Annotated in this window: 14 protein-coding genes, 1 tRNA gene and 1 pseudogene; 9 read left to right on the forward strand and 7 right to left on the reverse strand. The window is 56.5% G+C overall.

Features of this window, described 5'->3' with window-relative positions; genetic code table 11:
• Together Q7O77_RS00505 and Q7O77_RS00510 are read right to left on the reverse strand one after the other, a co-directional pair.
• Nucleotides 1-928: pseudogene (locus Q7O77_RS00505) on the reverse strand (tyrosine-type recombinase/integrase); the annotation flags it as partial.
• 198 nt (nt 929-1,126) lie between these two features.
• A tRNA-Leu gene (locus Q7O77_RS00510) sits at nt 1,127-1,211 on the reverse strand.
• Between the two features lie 201 nt (nt 1,212-1,412).
• Here Q7O77_RS00510 and Q7O77_RS00515 point away from each other — a divergent pair.
• A complete protein-coding gene (locus Q7O77_RS00515; RefSeq protein WP_304162280.1) occupies nt 1,413-2,705 on the forward strand; it encodes a DUF445 domain-containing protein in 1,293 nt (430 codons plus the stop codon).
• Between the two features lie 64 nt (nt 2,706-2,769).
• Here Q7O77_RS00515 and lptG read toward each other — a convergent pair whose 3' ends face one another.
• Nucleotides 2,770-3,840, reverse strand: coding sequence for an LPS export ABC transporter permease LptG (gene lptG, locus Q7O77_RS00520; protein WP_304162283.1), 1,071 nt, complete (start codon nt 3,838-3,840; stop codon nt 2,770-2,772).
• Nucleotides 3,840-4,940 (reverse strand): LPS export ABC transporter permease LptF, encoded by a 1,101-nt coding sequence (lptF, locus tag Q7O77_RS00525; protein ID WP_304162285.1) that lies wholly within the window; start codon nt 4,938-4,940, stop codon nt 3,840-3,842. Before lptF ends, lptG begins: the two co-directional genes overlap by 1 nt.
• A gap of 281 nt (nt 4,941-5,221) precedes the next feature.
• On the opposite strand from lptF, the gene pepA reads away from it, so the two are divergent.
• The 4 genes from pepA to Q7O77_RS00545 all read left to right on the forward strand — a co-directional run bounded on the left by pepA (nt 5,222) and on the right by Q7O77_RS00545 (nt 10,941).
• Nucleotides 5,222-6,730, forward strand: a complete 1,509-nt coding sequence (gene pepA, locus Q7O77_RS00530) for a leucyl aminopeptidase (protein WP_085653791.1) — start codon at nt 5,222-5,224, stop codon at nt 6,728-6,730.
• A 130-nt stretch (nt 6,731-6,860) separates the two neighbouring features.
• Nucleotides 6,861-7,310 carry a DNA polymerase III subunit chi gene (locus tag Q7O77_RS00535; protein ID WP_304162290.1) on the forward strand — a complete coding sequence of 150 codons (450 nt, stop codon included), beginning with the start codon at nt 6,861-6,863 and terminating at the stop codon, nt 7,308-7,310.
• Nucleotides 7,311-7,322: 12 nt separating this feature from the next.
• Entirely contained in the window at nt 7,323-10,178 is a 2,856-nt protein-coding gene (locus Q7O77_RS00540) for a valine--tRNA ligase (protein WP_304162293.1), read from the forward strand.
• Between the two features lie 259 nt (nt 10,179-10,437).
• The gene (locus Q7O77_RS00545) at nt 10,438-10,941 is read left to right on the forward strand and encodes a GNAT family N-acetyltransferase (RefSeq protein ID WP_304162296.1); all 504 of its coding nucleotides are present in this window, start codon (nt 10,438-10,440) and stop codon (nt 10,939-10,941) included.
• A 74-nt stretch (nt 10,942-11,015) separates the two neighbouring features.
• Here Q7O77_RS00545 and rraB read toward each other — a convergent pair whose 3' ends face one another.
• Nucleotides 11,016-11,441 carry a ribonuclease E inhibitor RraB gene (gene rraB, locus Q7O77_RS00550; RefSeq protein ID WP_085653795.1) on the reverse strand — a complete coding sequence of 142 codons (426 nt, stop codon included), beginning with the start codon at nt 11,439-11,441 and terminating at the stop codon, nt 11,016-11,018.
• 161 nt (nt 11,442-11,602) lie between these two features.
• On the opposite strand from rraB, the gene argF reads away from it, so the two are divergent.
• From argF to ridA, 4 genes are all read left to right on the forward strand, one after another.
• Nucleotides 11,603-12,613, forward strand: a complete 1,011-nt coding sequence (gene argF / locus Q7O77_RS00555) for an ornithine carbamoyltransferase (protein WP_304162301.1) — start codon at nt 11,603-11,605, stop codon at nt 12,611-12,613.
• A gap of 345 nt (nt 12,614-12,958) precedes the next feature.
• Complete coding sequence (gene pyrB / locus Q7O77_RS00560) at nt 12,959-13,894, forward strand: aspartate carbamoyltransferase (protein WP_304162303.1); 936 nt, start codon at nt 12,959-12,961, stop codon at nt 13,892-13,894.
• Nucleotides 13,895-13,907: 13 nt separating this feature from the next.
• Nucleotides 13,908-14,372: an aspartate carbamoyltransferase regulatory subunit gene (gene pyrI, locus Q7O77_RS00565; protein WP_304162306.1), complete on the forward strand. Its 465-nt coding sequence runs from the start codon at nt 13,908-13,910 to the stop codon at nt 14,370-14,372.
• Between the two features lie 115 nt (nt 14,373-14,487).
• A complete protein-coding gene (ridA, locus tag Q7O77_RS00570) occupies nt 14,488-14,874 on the forward strand; it encodes a 2-iminobutanoate/2-iminopropanoate deaminase (protein ID WP_304162308.1) in 387 nt (128 codons plus the stop codon).
• A gap of 82 nt (nt 14,875-14,956) precedes the next feature.
• On the opposite strand, the gene Q7O77_RS00575 is transcribed toward ridA, so the two are convergent.
• Entirely contained in the window at nt 14,957-16,552 is a 1,596-nt protein-coding gene (locus tag Q7O77_RS00575; RefSeq protein WP_304162311.1) for an ABC transporter ATP-binding protein, read from the reverse strand.
• Nucleotides 16,545-17,366 carry an ABC transporter permease gene (locus Q7O77_RS00580; RefSeq protein WP_304162313.1) on the reverse strand — a complete coding sequence of 274 codons (822 nt, stop codon included), beginning with the start codon at nt 17,364-17,366 and terminating at the stop codon, nt 16,545-16,547. Before Q7O77_RS00580 ends, Q7O77_RS00575 begins: the two co-directional genes overlap by 8 nt.
• Nucleotides 17,367-17,368: the final 2 nt, after the last annotated feature.

Here is a 17,368-nt window from a genome sequence, read left to right on the forward strand (position 1 = left end):
TGGGCTCGGAGATGTGTATAAGAGACAGCTTTTGATCTTTTCCAGAATGACCAGAGCCTGACGTGATAAAGGAACAAGATGAGGAGTACGCATCTTCGATCCTCGATGTGAATGCTTCACACCTTCCAGTGGTTCACGTTCCCCCGGAATCGTCCACATAGCAGTTTCAAAATCGACTTCTGACCAGCGAGCAAAACGTAACTCACTAGATCGAATGAAGACTAACAACGTCAGCTCGACAGCTAAGCGTGTTAGTGGTCTGCCGGTATATGTGTCGATACGATGAAGTAATTCAGGAATGCGATTAAGTTCTAGCGCAGCACGATGCTGTCGTTTAGCAGTGGCAACTGCTCCAGCGATCTCTTGTGCGGGGTTATAGTCGATTAAACCGCTTTGCACAGCGAATCGCATAATTGCTGTTGTTCGTTGTTGTAGACGTGCCGCCACTTCAAGACGTCCAGACATCTCTACGGCTTTGATGGGGATAAGTAAATCTCGGGTCTTTAGTTCAGCGATATTTCGCTTACCAATGGCAGCAAAGAGGTTATCCTCCAGGCTCTTCAACACACGGGCACTATGCGGCTCAGACCACTTTTGATTGCTGGCGTGCCAGTCTCTGGCTACCACTTCAAAGGTTATCGCTTCTTGCTCCTACTCTATCTGAACAGCTTTCTTGTTCTCACTAGGATCGACGCCGTTAGCTAGCTACTTACGGGCTTCGTCGCGACGAGCCCTGGCATCCGCTAGCGAAACTTCAGGGTATTTCCCCCAACGCTAGCATCTTCTCTTTACCGCCAAAACGATAACGAAGCCGCCAATATTTGGAGCCGTTCGGGTGAACAAGCAAAACCATGCCGTCGCCATCAGTCAGCTTATAGGATTTTACTTCAGGCTTAGCCGAACGAACCTTCACATCACTCAGAGCCATAATGAGTATCCTTTCAAGGGTTCTGTGTGGGTACAAACATTATCGAACCGGGAAATACCCGCAGTTGTACCCGCATCAGTAAGTTGATGTAGATTGAATCAGGTTGACTTAGGTTGAGTGAAAAAGCGAGGGAAGCCTTGCGGGGACTGGATTTTAGACATAAAAAAAGACCTCAGTTGAGGTCAATTTACATACTGTTGGTGCCGAAGGCCGGACTCGAACCGGCACGTATTTCTACGGTTGATTTTGAATCAACTGCGTCTACCGATTTCGCCACTTCGGCACTGAAGTAGTATGCGGAAAACGGGGGGATTATACCGTGCAGTCGCGTCCGCGCAACCTTAATCCATCAATCCGCGACTGAGTGATGAAAAATTCGTCTTATCCCCGCCTAGCCCGATGACAGCGGCCTCCATCGTCAAGTCTGCGACTTGGAGGCATAATCGCTTGGCCCGTTCGGGGTAAAACAGGGTAACCTTTATGCATGAATAAAGAAGCTGAACTGAAACGAGCCAAACGACTGGCGCTGTCATTGCTCGCTCTTGCGGCCGCCGTCTTTGTGATAACGCTGTGTTTGCCGCCCAACTTCTGGGTTAGCGGCGCGAAGGCCATTGCCGAGGCGGCGATGGTCGGCGCGCTGGCCGACTGGTTTGCCGTCGTAGCGCTGTTTCGCCGGGTGCCGCTACCATTAGTCTCCCGCCATACCGCGATTATCCCGCGTAACAAAGCGAGGATAGCGGACAATCTGGCCACCTTTGTTCAGGAGAAATTCCTCGATACTGAATCGTTGCTAGCGCTGATCCGCCGACATAATCCCGCTCACATCGTGGGGCGCTGGTTGCAGCACCCGGATAATGCCGAACGGCTGGGCGGTCATCTGTTGCAGTTTATGCGCGGTATTTTAGATATGGCGGATGACCAGCGAATCCAACGCTTCATTCGCCGTGCGGTACACAAAGCGATCGATAAAGTGGATCTCACCCAGTCTGTCGCCGTTCTGTTGGAAAGTCTGACCAAAAATAATCGCCATCAGCAGTTGCTGGACACGGTGATAGAACACCTGTTGAGGATGGTGAACAAACCGTCGACGCGGGAGTTTATTGCGGTACAGATCGTCCGCTGGCTGAAGCGTGAACATCCCGTCACAGAAAAGATCCTGCCTTCTGAATGGCTGGGTGAGCGCAGCGCCGAGGTGGTCGCCAACGCGGTCAACACGCTGTTAGACGAAGTCGTGCGCGACGAGGGCCATGAGTTGCGTCGGCACTTTAATCGTACCGTCGTCCAGCTGATCGAACGACTCCGCACCGATCCGGAAATGGCGCAGCGGGCCGAAGAGATTAAGCGCTATTTGAAAGATGACGAAGCGCTGAATCACTATTTGAGCGATCTGTGGGGAGACCTGCGCGCCTGGCTCAAAGCCGACCTTAATCAAAGCGATTCTGCCGTACAGGCCCGCATCAGCGCCATCGGCCAGTGGCTGGGACAAACATTGATGCAGGATGAAGGACTGCGGTCATCGCTCAATCAGCATCTGGAAGAGGCGGTGCGCACGATCGCACCGGAGTTCGCCAATTTCCTGACGCGCCACATTAGCGATACGGTAAAAAGCTGGGATGCTGAAGAGATGTCTCGTTTAATCGAACTGAACATCGGCAAAGATCTCCAGTTTATTCGCATCAACGGCACGCTGGTGGGGGGAAGCATCGGGCTGGGACTGTATCTGCTATCGCAGCTGCCAGACCTGATTGCCATGCTGCGTAATTCAACCACGTTTTAGCCCACAGATGCGGTACAAAAGACAACGGGCCCGCAGGCCCGTTTTAGTCGACAGCGAAGAACGTCTAGCGACGTTTCAGCAGTAGCATCACGCTGATAGCCAGGAATAGAACGCTCGGTAGCAGAGCCCCCAGCACCGGCGGCATATGGTAAACCAGGCTCAACGGACCGAAGATCTGGTCCAGCACGTAAAACAGGAAGCCGAAGCTGATACCAATAACGATGCGCATACCGGCTGGCACGTTTCTCAACGGACCGAAAATAAACGACAGCGCCATCAACATCATCACCGCTACCGACAGCGGAGAGAAAATCTTGCTCCACATGTTGAGCTGATAACGGCCGGACTCCTGCCCGCTCTGTTTGAGATAGCTAATGTAGTTAAGCAGGCCGCTGATGGAGAGCGCACTGGGTTCCAGTGCCACCACACCCAACTTATCTGGCGTCAGGCTGGTGTTCCATTCACCGCTTAAGGTTTGGCTGCCGCCAATCTTTTTACTGTCGGTGAGTTCGGACGTATCGACCTGCGACAGCTTCCACATACCGTCCGCAAAGGTAGCAGAGGCCGCATAACGTACCGACAGCAGCTTACGGTCATTATCGAAGTGATAGATACTGACGCCCGCCAGCTCTTTTTCGCCGACAACCCGTTGGATAAACACGAAATCAGACCCGTCTTTGGCCCACATCCCGTTCTGGGTAGACAGCATCGAACCGCCGAACATCATCTGAGAACGGTAATTGCGCGCCATCTGTTCGCCCTGCGGCGCCACCCACTCGCCAATGGCCATGGTCAGCAGCACCAGCGGGATAGCGGTTTTCATGACCGCACCTGCGATTTGCAGGCGGGAAAAACCGGATGCCTGCATGACGACCAGTTCACTGCGCGTCGCCAACGTTCCCAAGCCTAATAACGCGCCCAGCAGCGCCGCCATCGGGAAAAACGTTTCAATGTCTTTGGGGACGCTCAGCAACGTATAGAATCCGGCACCCAGCGCCGAATAACCGCCCTGCCCGACTTTGCGCAACTGTTCGACAAACTTGATGATGCCGGAGAGCGATACCAGCATGAATAACGTCATCATGATGGTATTGAAAATGGTTCTACCGATATAGCGGTCTAAAACTCCAAACATCAGGCCGCTCCTCTTGGCGTCAGGCGGTATCTCAATTTGCGCAACGGCACGCTATCCCACAGGTTGAGCGCGATGGCAATCGCCACGTAAACCGCATTGGTCAGCCACATCCATACCAGCGGATCGAGCTTGCCTTTACCGGCATTGGATCGCAGCGAGGTCTGCAGCAGGAAGAAAATCAGATAAAGCAACATAGCTGGCAGCATGCTCAATACGCGGCCCTGACGGGGATTCACCACGCTGAGCGGCACGACAATAATCGCCATGACCAGCACGGATAAGATTAGCGTAAGACGCCAGTGGAACTCGGCGCGAGCACCGACATCATCAGAACGCCACAGCGTCTTCATGTCCATCTGCTCAACGTTATTCGGATCGACGGTGACCGCCTGATGCCCAATGAGCGCCTGATAATCCGTGAAGTCGGTGATGCGGAAGTCGCGCATCATCGCCGTCCCTTCATAGCGAGTGCCTTTGTTCAGCGTCACGACCTGCGATCCGTCATCGCCCTGCGCGACGGTGCCGTGATCGGCCACCACCACGGAGGGGCGAGCGTTGTCGCGCGGACGCATCTGGGCGAGGAATACGTGTTCGAACTCCTTGCCGCTGACGTTACCCACGAAGAGCACCGAATTGCCGTCCTGAGACTGCTGGAACTGCCCTTCCGCCAGCGTCGCCATCCCAGGGTTGGCTCTGGCCTCGGCCAGCACCTCATCTTGATGTCGCGACGACCAGGGACTGAGCCATAGCACGTTGACCGTCGCCGCCACGGCTGTCGCCAATGCCAGCCATGCCGCAGCCTTCAGCAGCACGTTTTTGCTCAGTCCGCATGCATGCATCACGGTGATTTCGCTTTCGGCATACAGTCGCCCAAACGTCATCAGTAACCCGAGAAACAGACTCAACGGCAAAATAAGCTGTGCCATCTCCGGCACGCCAAGTCCCAAAAGGGATAAAACCAGATTCGTCGGGATATCACCGTCCACCGCCGCGCCCAGTATTCGCACTAATTTCTGACAGAAAAAAATCAGCAGCAGAATAAACAGGATAGCCAGCTGGCTTTTAAAGGTTTCCCGTACCAGATATCGAATGATGATCACGCTCAATACGCCTGTGAAAACTTGTCTTTTTGCAGGAAAGTCGATAGTTTTTTCGCTAACTCGCCATTTATACTCATTTGTGGCAACCTTCTCGTAGCTAAACCGGTATTACAACATCCTGCGTTCGGGATGTGCTATCAGAACCTGCAAAGCCTTATTACAGATTCGCTACGTCGTTCAGATTAACACAGGTTATGTTAACGCGACGGTGGGAAAGTATTACGGAGTGCCACATTCTAACCGTAGCACCCGCTGTTGTCTTTAAAGATTCAGGAGAGTACATGGAGTTCAGCGTAAAAAGCGGTAGCCCGGAAAAACAGCGCAGTGCCTGCATTGTCGTCGGTGTATTCGAACCGCGTCGTCTGTCACCTATCGCCGAACAACTGGATAAAATCAGTGACGGCTACATCAGCGCCCTGCTGCGCCGTGGCGAGCTGGAAGGCAAAGTCGGCCAGTCATTGCTCCTGCACCATGTACCGAACATTCTTTCCGAACGCATCCTGCTGATCGGTTGCGGAAAGGAGCGCGAGCTCGACGAGCGCCAGTACAAGCAGGTAGTCCAGCGCACGATCAACGCCCTCAACGATACCGGCTCTATGGAAGCCGTCTGCTTCCTGACCGAGCTGCATGTAAAAGGTCGTAACACTTATTGGAAAGTGCGTCAGGCCGTTGAAACGGCGAAAGAGACGCTTTACACCTTCGATCAGCTAAAAACCAACAAAGTCGAACCACGCCGTCCGCTGCGTAAAATGGTCTTCAACGTACCGACCCGCCGCGAACTGACCTCCGGCGAACGCGCCATTCAGCACGGTCTGGCGATTGCTTCCGGCATCAAAGCCGCCAAAGATCTCGGCAACATGCCGCCCAACATCTGTAATGCCGCCTATCTGGCTTCGCAGGCTCGTCAGCTGGCTGACGCCTACGGCTACATCACCACCCGCGTCATCGGCGAGCAGCAGATGAAAGAGCTGGGGATGAACGCCTATCTGGCGGTGGGACAAGGCTCTCAAAACGAGTCGCTGATGTCGGTGATTGAATATAAAGGCAATCCCGACGCCGACGCTAAGCCTATCGTGCTGGTGGGCAAAGGGCTGACATTCGATTCCGGCGGCATCTCCATCAAACCCGCCGACAGCATGGACGAAATGAAATACGACATGTGCGGCGCCGCCACGGTGTACGGCGTCATGCGGATGGCAGCGGAGCTGGAACTGCCGCTGAACATCATCGGCGTGCTGGCAGGCTGTGAGAACATGGTCGATGGTCGCTCCTATCGTCCGGGCGATATCCTGACCACCATGTCCGGCCAGACGGTAGAAGTCCTGAATACCGATGCGGAAGGCCGCCTGGTGCTGTGTGACGCCCTGACCTACGTGGAACGTTACGAACCCGATGTCGTTATCGATATCGCCACGCTCACCGGTGCCTGCGTGATCGCGCTGGGCCACCACATTACCGGCCTGATGTCGAACCATAACCCGCTGGCGCATGAGCTGTTGGGCGCTTCCGAACAGGCGGGCGACCGGGCATGGCGTTTACCGATGCTGGACGAGTATCAGGAGCAGCTGGAGTCCAACTTCGCCGATATGGCGAACATCGGGGGCCGCCCCGGCGGCGCCATTACCGCGGCCTGCTTCCTGTCTCGCTTCACGCGCAAATACAGCTGGGCGCACCTGGATATCGCCGGCACCGCCTGGCGTTCCGGCAAAGCCAAAGGCGCGACGGGTCGTCCAGTCGCGTTGCTGTCACAGTTCTTGCTGAACCGCGCCGGTCTGAACGACGTCGAGTAAGGGGTAACCCCGCGCTGAAGTCCCCCGGCGCATGGCGATACGCTGGCGATTCCCGTGCAAACGGGAATCTGCGTTTAACGCAGCCAGAGATCCGCGCCGGTCAGAAACCGCGATGGAAGTATAGGTAACAATGAAAAACGCAACGTTCTATCTTCTTGAAACAGAAGACCAAAGCGGAGAACTCAGTGCGCTGGAAGCGCTAACCTGCGAACTGGCCGCCACGCTGTGGCGGGCGGGCAAACGGGTACTCATCGCCTGTGAAGACGAAGAGCAAGCGCAGCGGCTGGATGAGGCGTTGTGGCAACGTCCGCCTCATGCTTTCGTACCGCACAACCTGGCGGGGGAAGGTCCGCGCCAGGGAGCGGCCGTCGAGCTGGCCTGGCCTCACAAGCGCGGTAATACGCCGCGCGAGGTCTTGATCAACCTGCAGCCGCAGTTCGCAGATTTTGCCACCGCTTTCCATGAAGTGATAGACTTTGTCCCTTACGAAGAATCCCTGAAACAGTTGGCGCGCGACCGCTATAAAGCCTATCGCAGCGTCGGCTTCCGATTGACCACGGCTACACCGCCAACCCACTGAATTTTGAGCATAATGGAAAAGACATACAACCCGCACGATATAGAGCAGCCGCTTTACGAGCACTGGGAAAAACAAGGCTACTTCAAGCCAAACGGCGATACCGAGCAAGAAAGCTTCAGCATCATGATTCCGCCGCCCAACGTCACCGGCAGCCTGCACATGGGTCATGCTTTTCAACAAACCATTATGGATACTCTGATCCGCTATCAGCGCATGCAGGGCAAAAATACCTTGTGGCAGGCGGGTACTGACCATGCCGGTATCGCTACGCAGATGGTCGTTGAGCGCAAAATCGCCGCCGAAGAAGGCAAGACGCGCCACGATTACGGTCGCGAGGCCTTCATCGACAAAATCTGGCAGTGGAAAGAAGAATCCGGCGGCACCATCACGCGCCAGATGCGCCGTCTGGGCAACTCCGTTGACTGGGAGCGCGAACGCTTCACCATGGATAAAGGTTTGTCCGACGCCGTGAAGGAAGTCTTCGTCCGCCTGTACAAAGAGGACCTAATCTACCGCGGCAAACGCCTGGTGAACTGGGATCCGAAACTGCGCACCGCCATCTCCGATCTGGAAGTGGAGAACCGTGAAGTTAAAGGCTCCATGTGGCACCTGCGCTACCCGCTGGCTGACGGCGCCAAGACGACCGAAGGCAAAGACTATCTGGTCGTTGCCACCACCCGTCCCGAAACCGTGCTGGGCGATACCGGCGTAGCGGTAAACCCGGAAGATCCTCGTTATAAAGATTTGATCGGTAAAGACGTCATCCTACCGCTGATCGGCCGCCGCATCCCTATCCTTGCGGACGAACATGCCGACATGGAAAAAGGTACCGGCTGCGTAAAAATCACGCCAGCTCATGACTTCAACGACTATGAAGTCGGTAAACGCCACGCCCTGCCGATGATCAACATCCTGACCTTTGACGGCGATATCCGTCAGCAGGCGGAAGTGTTCGACACCCACGGAAATGCCTCTGACGTCTATGACGACACTATCCCGGAAGCCTTCCGCGGCATGGAGCGCTTCGCCGCGCGTAAAGCGACCGTGGCCGCTTTCGACGAACTAGGCCTGCTGGAAGAGATCAAGGCGCATGACCTGACAGTGCCTTACGGCGACCGCGGCGGCGTGGTGATTGAGCCGATGCTGACCGATCAGTGGTACGTACGCACGGCCCCGCTGGCCAAACAGGCGGTGGAAGCCGTCGAAGACGGTCGTATCCAGTTCGTACCGAAGCAGTATGAAAACATGTACTTCAGCTGGATGCGCGACATTCAGGACTGGTGTATCTCCCGCCAGCTGTGGTGGGGTCATCGTATTCCAGCCTGGTACGACGCTAACGGCAATGTCTATGTCGGCCGCGACGAAGCCGAAGTTCGTAGCGAAAACAATCTGGCGGACGACGTAACCCTGACGCAGGACGAAGACGTGCTGGACACCTGGTTCTCCTCCGGACTGTGGACCTTCTCCACGCTGGGTTGGCCGGAACAGACGCCTGAGCTGAAAGCCTTCCATCCGAGCAGCGTGATGGTCAGCGGTTTCGACATCATCTTCTTCTGGATCGCCCGCATGATCATGCTGACGATGCATTTCATCAAAGATGAAAATGGTCAGCCGCAGGTGCCATTCAACACCGTCTACATGACCGGTCTGATTCGCGACGACGAAGGCCAGAAAATGTCCAAATCCAAAGGGAACGTCATCGACCCGCTGGATATGGTCGACGGCATCTCTCTGGAAGCGCTGCTGGAAAAACGCACCGGCAACATGATGCAGCCGCAGCTGGCGGAAAAAATCCGCAAGCGCACGGAAAAACAGTTCCCGAACGGGATCGAACCGCATGGTACTGACGCCCTGCGCTTTACGCTGGCGGCGCTGGCCTCCACCGGTCGCGACATCAACTGGGACATGAAGCGCCTGGAAGGTTATCGCAACTTCTGTAACAAGCTGTGGAACGCCAGCCGCTTTGTCCTGATGAACACCGAAGGACAGGATTGCGGTATGCAAGGCGGCGAACGTGTCCTGTCGCTGGCCGACCGCTGGATCCTGGCTGAATTCAATCGCACGGTGAAAGCCTACCGTGAAGCGCTAGACAGCTATCGCTTCGATCTGGCGGCGAACATCCTCTATGAGTTCACCTGGAACCAGTTCTGCGACTGGTATCTGGAGCTCGCCAAGCCGGTGATGAACGGCGGCAGCGAAGCCGAACTGCGCGGCACCCGTCACACGCTGGTACAGGTGTTGGAAGCCTTGCTGCGTCTGGCACACCCGATTATTCCGTTTATCACGGAAACGATCTGGCAGCGTGTCAAAGTGTTGAAAGGCATCGAAGCCGATACCATTATGCTGCAGCCGTTCCCGGCCTTCGACGCGGCGCTGGAAGACAGCCAGGCACTGCACGATCTGGAGTGGATCAAGCAAACCATCATCGCCGTGCGTAACATTCGCGCCGAGATGAACATTGCGCCCAGCAAACCGTTGGAAATGCTGCTGCGCGACAGCAACGCCGAAGCGCAGCGCCGGATCACAGAGAACCTCAGCTTCATCAAAACGCTGGCGCGACTGGAGAGCATCGACGTCCTGCCTGCCGGCGATAAAGGACCGGTTTCCGTCGCCAAGCTGGTGGACGGCGCCGAACTGCTGATCCCGATGGCCGGTCTGATCGACAAGGCCAGCGAGCTGGATCGCTTAGCGAAAGAGGTCGCGAAGATTGATGGCGAGATCTCGCGTATCGAAAGTAAACTGGCTAACGAAGGCTTTGTCGCCCGCGCGCCGGAAGCGGTAGTCGCGAAAGAACGTGAGAAGCTGACTCATTACGCCGATGCCAAAGCGAAACTGAAAGAACAGCAGGCGACCATCGCCGCGCTGTAAGCGGCAGGTCCGACACAAAGGGAGATCGTCCAGATCTCCCTTTTTTATTGGTCCTCAAGACCTCTAACCGACACGACGCCAGCCCATTAGTGAAATACCGAAACACGTAACGCAAACCCTTGAACAATCTGGGGAGGCGTCCCGTGGCAGGATAATTCCGACGATTGCATTCGAGCCGAATAAAGTGTTATTACAGTCGGTGTATCCACTTTCCTCATTTGGCCACGACGATAAACTGAAAAGCGAGCATTTGAGCACCATGACAATCGCAACTCCCGTTCAACTTCTGACACGCCCCATCACCGCAGCAGACAATGCCGCGATGGCTGACGTGATCCGCCGCGTGTCGGCCGAGTTCGGGTTGACGGCGGACAAGGGCTATACCATCGCCGATCCCGATCTCGATTCGCTGTTCCAGCTGTACAATCGCCCGCAGTGTGCTTACTGGGTGGTGGAGTGCGGCGGCGAAGTGGTTGGCGGCGGCGGCATCGCCCCGCTGTCAGGGGGAGACGCGGATATTTGCGAGCTGCAGAAAATGTATTTCCTCCCCACCGCGCGTGGACGGGGACTGGCCAGACAGCTGGCGCAGCAGGCCTTGGAGTTTGGTCGTCAGCACGGCTTCAGCCGCTGCTATCTGGAGACCACCGGCCACCTCACCAGCGCCATTCGGCTCTATGAAAAGCTAGGATTTCGCCAAATTCCCTCTGCGTTAGGGAGTACCGGTCATGTGGACTGCGAAGTAAGAATGATCAAGCCGCTGTAAGAAAGGATTGCCGACGGTCATGCCGCCGGCAATATTGCGAGGCCTGGAGAAAGGGCCGTCACGGAGAAGAGGAATTAGTGACGTTTGCCGTCATCATCCTCATCGTAGAATTCACCTTCGCCTTCATCATCTTCGTCAGAACCGTTCGGATCTTCGAAGTAAGTGCCCCAGCCGTCGTAATTGACTTCATGACGCTCAGCCAATGACAGCAGCTGTTCGACCTGACCATCGATGATCTCGGCTTTGAGCGACACTTCGCTGATGACGTCGCAACACATCAGCAGTACGCCCTCTTCAACTTCCAGCTCTTCCGCATCCGTGACTTCGTAGCCCATCTTGAAGGCGTCGACCGCCACCTTTTCCAGGTCTTCGAACTTCTCGGCGGAGAAGTGATGCTCGATGGTGTAGACCGCTTCAGGATCGCTGCCATCGTCCAGCAACTCTTCAATAATCAGCCGCGTTTCTTCACGCTGCTCTTCCAGCAATTCACGGTTTACCATGACTCAGTCCTCATTAAACGGCGAGATATCGCCGCATTGTCCCACAGCCCCGCACCCGGCTCCACCACAAAGTTTGACCTCGCCACTTGAAATTGAATATTTACACATATAAAGTGAATTTTAATTCAATCATAAGTAGTGTCCGCACGGAGATAAGTTCTATGAACCCGTTCTATAAACGTCATTTTTTAAGACTGATGGATTTCACTCCAACAGAAATAAGTCGTCTGTTAACCCTGTCAGCAAAACTGAAATCAGATAAAAAAAGCGGCGCCGAGACCCGTCACCTGCAAGGGAAAAACATCGCACTCATCTTCGAAAAAGATTCGACCCGCACTCGCTGCTCTTTCGAAGTTGCTGCGTACGATCAGGGCGCGCAGGTCACCTATCTGGCCCCAAGCGGCAGCCAGATCGGCCACAAGGAGTCGATGAAGGATACGGCGCGCGTACTGGGTCGGATGTACGACGGTATTCAGTATCGCGGCTATGGACAGGAACGTGTAGAAACGCTGGCTGAGCTGTCCGGCGTACCGGTATGGAACGGGCTGACCGATGAATTCCATCCTACCCAGCTGCTGGCGGACCTGCTGACGATGCAAGAACACGCGCCCGGCCGTTCACTGTCCGAAATGAAGCTGGCTTACGTCGGCGACGCCCGCAACAATATGGGGAACACTATGCTGGAAGCGGCGGCGTTGACCGGACTGGATCTGCGTCTGATTGCCCCCAAAAGCTGCTGGCCGGAAGCGGGTCTGGTGGCGGAATGTCAGGCCGCAGCAGAGAAAACCGGCGGCAGCATCACGCTGACGGAAGAGGTAGCAGCGGGGGTGAAAGACGTCGACTTCATCTATAGCGACGTGTGGGTGTCCATGGGAGAACCTAAAGAGGTGTGGGCGCAGCGCATCGATTTGCTCAAACCCTATCAGGTCAATATGGCCATGATCACGGCGTCGGGTAACCCGCAGGTCAAATTCCTGCACTGCCTGCCCGCCTTTCATGACGACCAAACCACGATCGGCAAGCAGATGGCCGAACAGTACGGTTTGCACGGCGGCATGGAAGTCACCGACGAGGTTTTCGAGTCCAAACACAGCATCGTGTTCGATCAGGCGGAAAACCGGATGCACACCATCAAAGCCGTCATGGTGGCCACTCTGAGCCCCAACGCATAGCCCGCAGCTTCACTGCCGTTCCGGCCCGATGTCAGGTCGTCGACGGCAGTGGCGCACACGCAGTTGCAACCGATTGCCCGCAGGCAAAATCTGCGTTTTTCGCTTGAATTCGCTTCTTCCGCGCGTATAATTCCGGGCAATTTGCCGGGAGGAACCATGTCCAACGCAGCCATCTTTGTCGGTCATCAACCGCAACTGCCTTCTGGCAGCCACGCCGCGTTTTTCCTCCCTGTACACCCTATTTCATTAAAAAAGCCCCTCGTTGAGGGGCTTTTTTTTGTCTGTCGAAAAGGGCGTCAGGCAGCCAACCTGTAGACCGTGCCGAACCGTGGGGAGAATAGCCAAATGGTCAATCCGCTTTATAAAAGACACATTATCTCAATCAACGATCTCAGCCGGGACGATCTGCTGCTGACGCTGAAAGTCGCCGCCAGCCTGAAAGCCAACCCGCAGCCCGAGCTGTTGAAACATAAAGTGATTGCCAGCTGCTTCTTCGAGGCGTCCACACGCACACGGCTATCGTTCGAAACGGCGATGCACCGTCTGGGCGCGTCGGTGGTAGGGTTTGCCGACAGCAGCAATACATCGCTCGGGAAAAAAGGCGAAACGCTGGCGGACACCATTTCCGTGGTCAGCAACTATGTGGACGCCATCGTGATGCGCCATCCGCAGGAAGGCGCCGCCCGTCTGGCGGCCGAGTTCTCTCAGGGTATCCCCGTTCTTAACGCCGGCGACGGCGCCAATCAGCACCCTTCTCAGACGCTGCTCGACCTGTTCACGATCCAAGAGACTCAGGGGCGTCTGGATAACATCAACATCGCCATGGTCGGGGATCTGAAATACGGCCGCACCGTCCATTCTCTAACGCAGGCGCTGGCCAAGTTCGAAGGCAACCGTTTTTACTTCATCGCGCCCGATGCGCTGGCGATGCCGGACTATATTCTAAAAATGCTGGAAGAGCGGAACATTCCCTACAGCCTGCATAACAGCATCGAAGAAGTCGTGCCGGAGCTGGATATTCTCTACATGACTCGCGTTCAGAAAGAGCGGCTCGACCCGTCCGAATACATCAACATCAAAGCGCAGTACATCCTGCATGCCGCGGATCTCGCCGAGGCGCGCACGAACCTGAAAGTGCTGCATCCCCTGCCACGCATCGATGAAATCACCACCGATGTCGACAGCACGCCCTACGCCTACTACTTCCAGCAGGCAGGCAACGGTATTTTCGCGCGTCAGGCCCTGCTGGCTCTGGTGCTGAACAGCGAACTGGTTCTGTAAGAGAGGAAGACACATGACTCACGACAACAAATTACAGGTTGAAGCCATCAAACGCGGTACGGTGATCGACCACATTCCGGCGCAAATCGGCTTTAAACTGCTGACCCTGTTCAAGTTCACCGACACCGACCAGCGCATCACCATCGGCCTGAATTTGCCGTCCAACGAGCTGGGCCGCAAGGATCTGATCAAGATCGAGAACGTTTTCCTGACGGAAGAACAGGCCAATCAGCTGGCGATGTACGCGCCGCAGGCGACCGTCAACCAGATCGACCAATACAACGTCGTGCGCAAGCTGCACCCGCAATTGCCCGAGCACGTTCACGGCATCCTGACCTGCCCGAACAGCAACTGCATCAGCCGCAGCGAACCGGTGACGTCCTCGTTCACCGTGAAATCTCACGAAGGCGAAGTACTGCTGAAATGCAAATACTGCGAAAAAGAGTTTGAACGTCAGGCGGTGCTGAGCAGCCGCTGAGCGACCTGATATCAGAAACCTATTGCCCCGTGCGGCGACTCACGGGGTAGAATGAAGGTATGTTTCAGGAATAATGGATGCGCTAGCACTCATTTGGACTCAATCAGGAGAAAACATGTCTCGCATTATCAGTACGGAACACGCGCCGGCCGCTATCGGTCCTTATGTTCAGGCCGTCGATCTCGGCAACATGATACTCACCTCTGGTCAGATCCCAGTCGATCCTAAAACCGGTCTGGTTCCCGACGACGTCTCCGCACAGGCACGTCAGTCGTTGGAAAACGTCAAAGCCATCGTAGAAGCCGCCGGTCTGAAGGTCAGCGACGTGGTGAAAATGACGGTATTCGTCAAGGACCTGAACGACTTTGCGACGGTTAACGCGACTTATGAAGCGTTCTTCACTGAAAACGACGCGCCGTTCCCGGCTCGCTCCTGCGTGGAAGTCGCCCGTTTGCCGAAAGATGTGAAGATCGAAATCGAGGCCATTGCCGTTCGCCGCTAAGCGCGCGCCGCATCCTCGAAGATTAAAAAAGACGCGCCCCGAAAGGCGCGTCTTTTTTAATCTTCGAGTTCAGGCATTTACGCTAATCGGCGTCGTTTTCGCTCTCCGCCATGACGTCCTGCAGCCAGCCGCAGCGCATCTCCGGTACAGCGATGAGCAGTTGACGAGTGTACTCGTCCAGCGGCGGCGATAACGCCTCCTCTACCCGACCCTGACGGACAATACGTCCCTGACGTAACACGGCGACGCTGTCCGCGACTTCCCGCACCACGTGCAAATCATGCGTAATAAACAGGTAGGAAACGCCGGTTTCCTGCTGAATCCGTCGCAGCAACGCCAGCACATCGCGGGCTACCAACGGGTCCAGCGCGGAAGTCGGCTCATCGCAGATAATTAGCTCCGGCTGCGCGGCCAGTGCGCGGGCGATACAAACACGCTGCTTCTGACCGCCCGACAGCGACGTAGGCAAACGCTGCGCCATCTCGGCGGGTAGCCCAACCTGCTCAAGCAGTGCGTCAATACGCGCGCGACGCGCGGCGGGGTCAAGATCCGTCAGGCACACCATCGCCCGCTCGATCTGCACGCTCACGCTCAGACGCGGATTCAACGCCATATCCGGGTGCTGATGAATCATCTGAATCGACTGTAGCTGTTGCCGGGTGCGCTTCGCCAGCGTCGCAGGCAGCGTTTCTCCCCGCAAACGGATATCGCCGTGGCTGGGCGCCAGCAACCCACACACCGTCCGCCCGAGCGTTGATTTTCCCGACCCGGACTCGCCGATCACCGCCAGCGTGCGGCCCCGCGCCAAACGCAGCGAGACATCTTGCAGCACCGGCTGACGCTGATAGCGCGCCTCCAACTGTACGATGTCCAGCAGCACCTCAGGCTCGTCCGGCTGCGGTATTTTCGGTTCGCCGCGCGCCTGCAACAGCTGATGGGTGTACTCCTGCGTCGGGTGCGCCAAAATCTCCTCCGTCGCACCGATTTCTACCTGCCGACCACGACGTAGCACCATGATGCGTTGGCTTAACTGCGCCACCACCGCCAGATCGTGACTGATGTACAGGGCCGCGACCCCGGTCATGCGGATAATGTCGTCGATGGCTTTGAGCACGCCCAGCTGGGTCGTGACGTCCAGCGCCGTCGTCGGTTCATCGAAGATAATCAGCTCCGGTCCCGCACACATCGCCATCGCAATCATTGCCCGCTGGAGCTGTCCGCCGGACACCTGATGCGGATAACGCTGGAAGAAACTCGACGGATCCGGCAGCGACAGCTGAGCGAACAGCGTCATCGCGCGTTCGATAGCCTGACGACGCGACATCACTCGGTGACGCACCGCCGTTTCGATCACCTGCTCACCAATCTTGCGGGCCGGATTGAAGGCCGTGCTGGCGGACTGAGCAACGTAAGCGATGCGGGGACCGCGCACCCGGCGCAGCTGGCGTTCCGACAACGCCGCCAGATCCGTTCCCTGAAACCAGATATGGCCGCCCTGAATTTGCATACCGTGACGGCAGTGGCCGAGAATGGCCTGACCGATAGTGGATTTACCCGCGCCGGATTCGCCAATCAGCCCCAGCACCTCGCCTTTTTTCAGCGAGAACGAGATGTCCTGCACCAGCGTGCTGTCGCCCGCCACCACCTTTAGTGCTTCAACGCGCAGCAGCTCAACCATGTCGACCTCCCTGCCAACGACGGCCATCGCGACTCAGCAGCCCGTCGGCGACGACGTTGAGTGAGATCGCCAGCAGCGCAATCGCCGCGCCCGGCACCAGCGCAGCCCACACGCCGAATAAAATGCCGTCTTTGTTATCCCGCGCCAGCCCGCCCCAATCGGCGGTCGGCGGCTGGATGCCCATCCCCAGAAACGACAGGGCGGACAGAAACAGCAGAATGAAAATAAAACGCAGGGCGAACTCTGCAATCAGGGTGGTCAGCGCGTTCGGCAAGATTTCCCGCCATAAGATCCAGCGCATGGATTCGCCACGCATCCGCGCGGCTTCGATAAACTCCTGCGTCGCCAAATCGACCGCCAGCGCACGCGCTACGCGCAATACCTGTGTCGCCTCCAGAACGCCTAACACCACAATAATGACGAACAGGCTTTTCGGCAGCAGCGCCAGCACCACCAGCGCCAGAATCAACGTCGGGATCGCCATTAGCACATCGTTCACACGCGAAATGACCTGATCGATCACCCCGCCGCAGACCCCGGCCAGAAAGCCGAGCAGCGTGCCGAGCACAAACGCCAGCGCGGCCGCTAACGCCGTCACGGTCAGCGAGGTCCGCGTCCCCCAAATCAGTCGGGAAAACAGGTCGCGGCCCAGATTATCGGTGCCGAGCCACGCGCGATCCATCGGCCCTAACCATGCGCCGCCAATCACCTGATCGGCGGGAAACGGCGCAATCCAGGGGGCGAAAATAGCCACCAGAACAAACAGGCTCAGCCCTGACAGGCCGAGTACAACGGAAGGTTTCACAGGAGGCATGT

The organism is Lonsdalea britannica (assembly GCF_946477055.1).
Taxonomy (GTDB): Bacteria; Pseudomonadota; Gammaproteobacteria; order Enterobacterales; family Enterobacteriaceae; genus Lonsdalea; species Lonsdalea britannica_A.

Coding starts and splice junctions, on each gene's coding strand:
- Q7O77_RS00580 (WP_304162313.1), bottom strand. CDS start 17,366: ATGCCTCCTGTGAAACCTTCCGTTGTACTCGGCCTGTCAGGGCTGAGC.
- pyrB (WP_304162303.1), top strand. CDS start 12,959: ATGGTCAATCCGCTTTATAAAAGACACATTATCTCAATCAACGATCTC.
- lptG (WP_304162283.1), bottom strand. CDS start 3,840: ATGTTTGGAGTTTTAGACCGCTATATCGGTAGAACCATTTTCAATACC.
- Q7O77_RS00545 (WP_304162296.1), top strand. CDS start 10,438: ATGACAATCGCAACTCCCGTTCAACTTCTGACACGCCCCATCACCGCA.
- pepA (WP_085653791.1), top strand. CDS start 5,222: ATGGAGTTCAGCGTAAAAAGCGGTAGCCCGGAAAAACAGCGCAGTGCC.
- pyrI (WP_304162306.1), top strand. CDS start 13,908: ATGACTCACGACAACAAATTACAGGTTGAAGCCATCAAACGCGGTACG.
- Q7O77_RS00515 (WP_304162280.1), top strand. CDS start 1,413: ATGAATAAAGAAGCTGAACTGAAACGAGCCAAACGACTGGCGCTGTCA.
- ridA (WP_304162308.1), top strand. CDS start 14,488: ATGTCTCGCATTATCAGTACGGAACACGCGCCGGCCGCTATCGGTCCT.
- rraB (WP_085653795.1), bottom strand. CDS start 11,441: ATGGTAAACCGTGAATTGCTGGAAGAGCAGCGTGAAGAAACGCGGCTG.
- Q7O77_RS00540 (WP_304162293.1), top strand. CDS start 7,323: ATGGAAAAGACATACAACCCGCACGATATAGAGCAGCCGCTTTACGAG.
- argF (WP_304162301.1), top strand. CDS start 11,603: ATGAACCCGTTCTATAAACGTCATTTTTTAAGACTGATGGATTTCACT.
- Q7O77_RS00575 (WP_304162311.1), bottom strand. CDS start 16,552: ATGGTTGAGCTGCTGCGCGTTGAAGCACTAAAGGTGGTGGCGGGCGAC.
- Q7O77_RS00535 (WP_304162290.1), top strand. CDS start 6,861: ATGAAAAACGCAACGTTCTATCTTCTTGAAACAGAAGACCAAAGCGGA.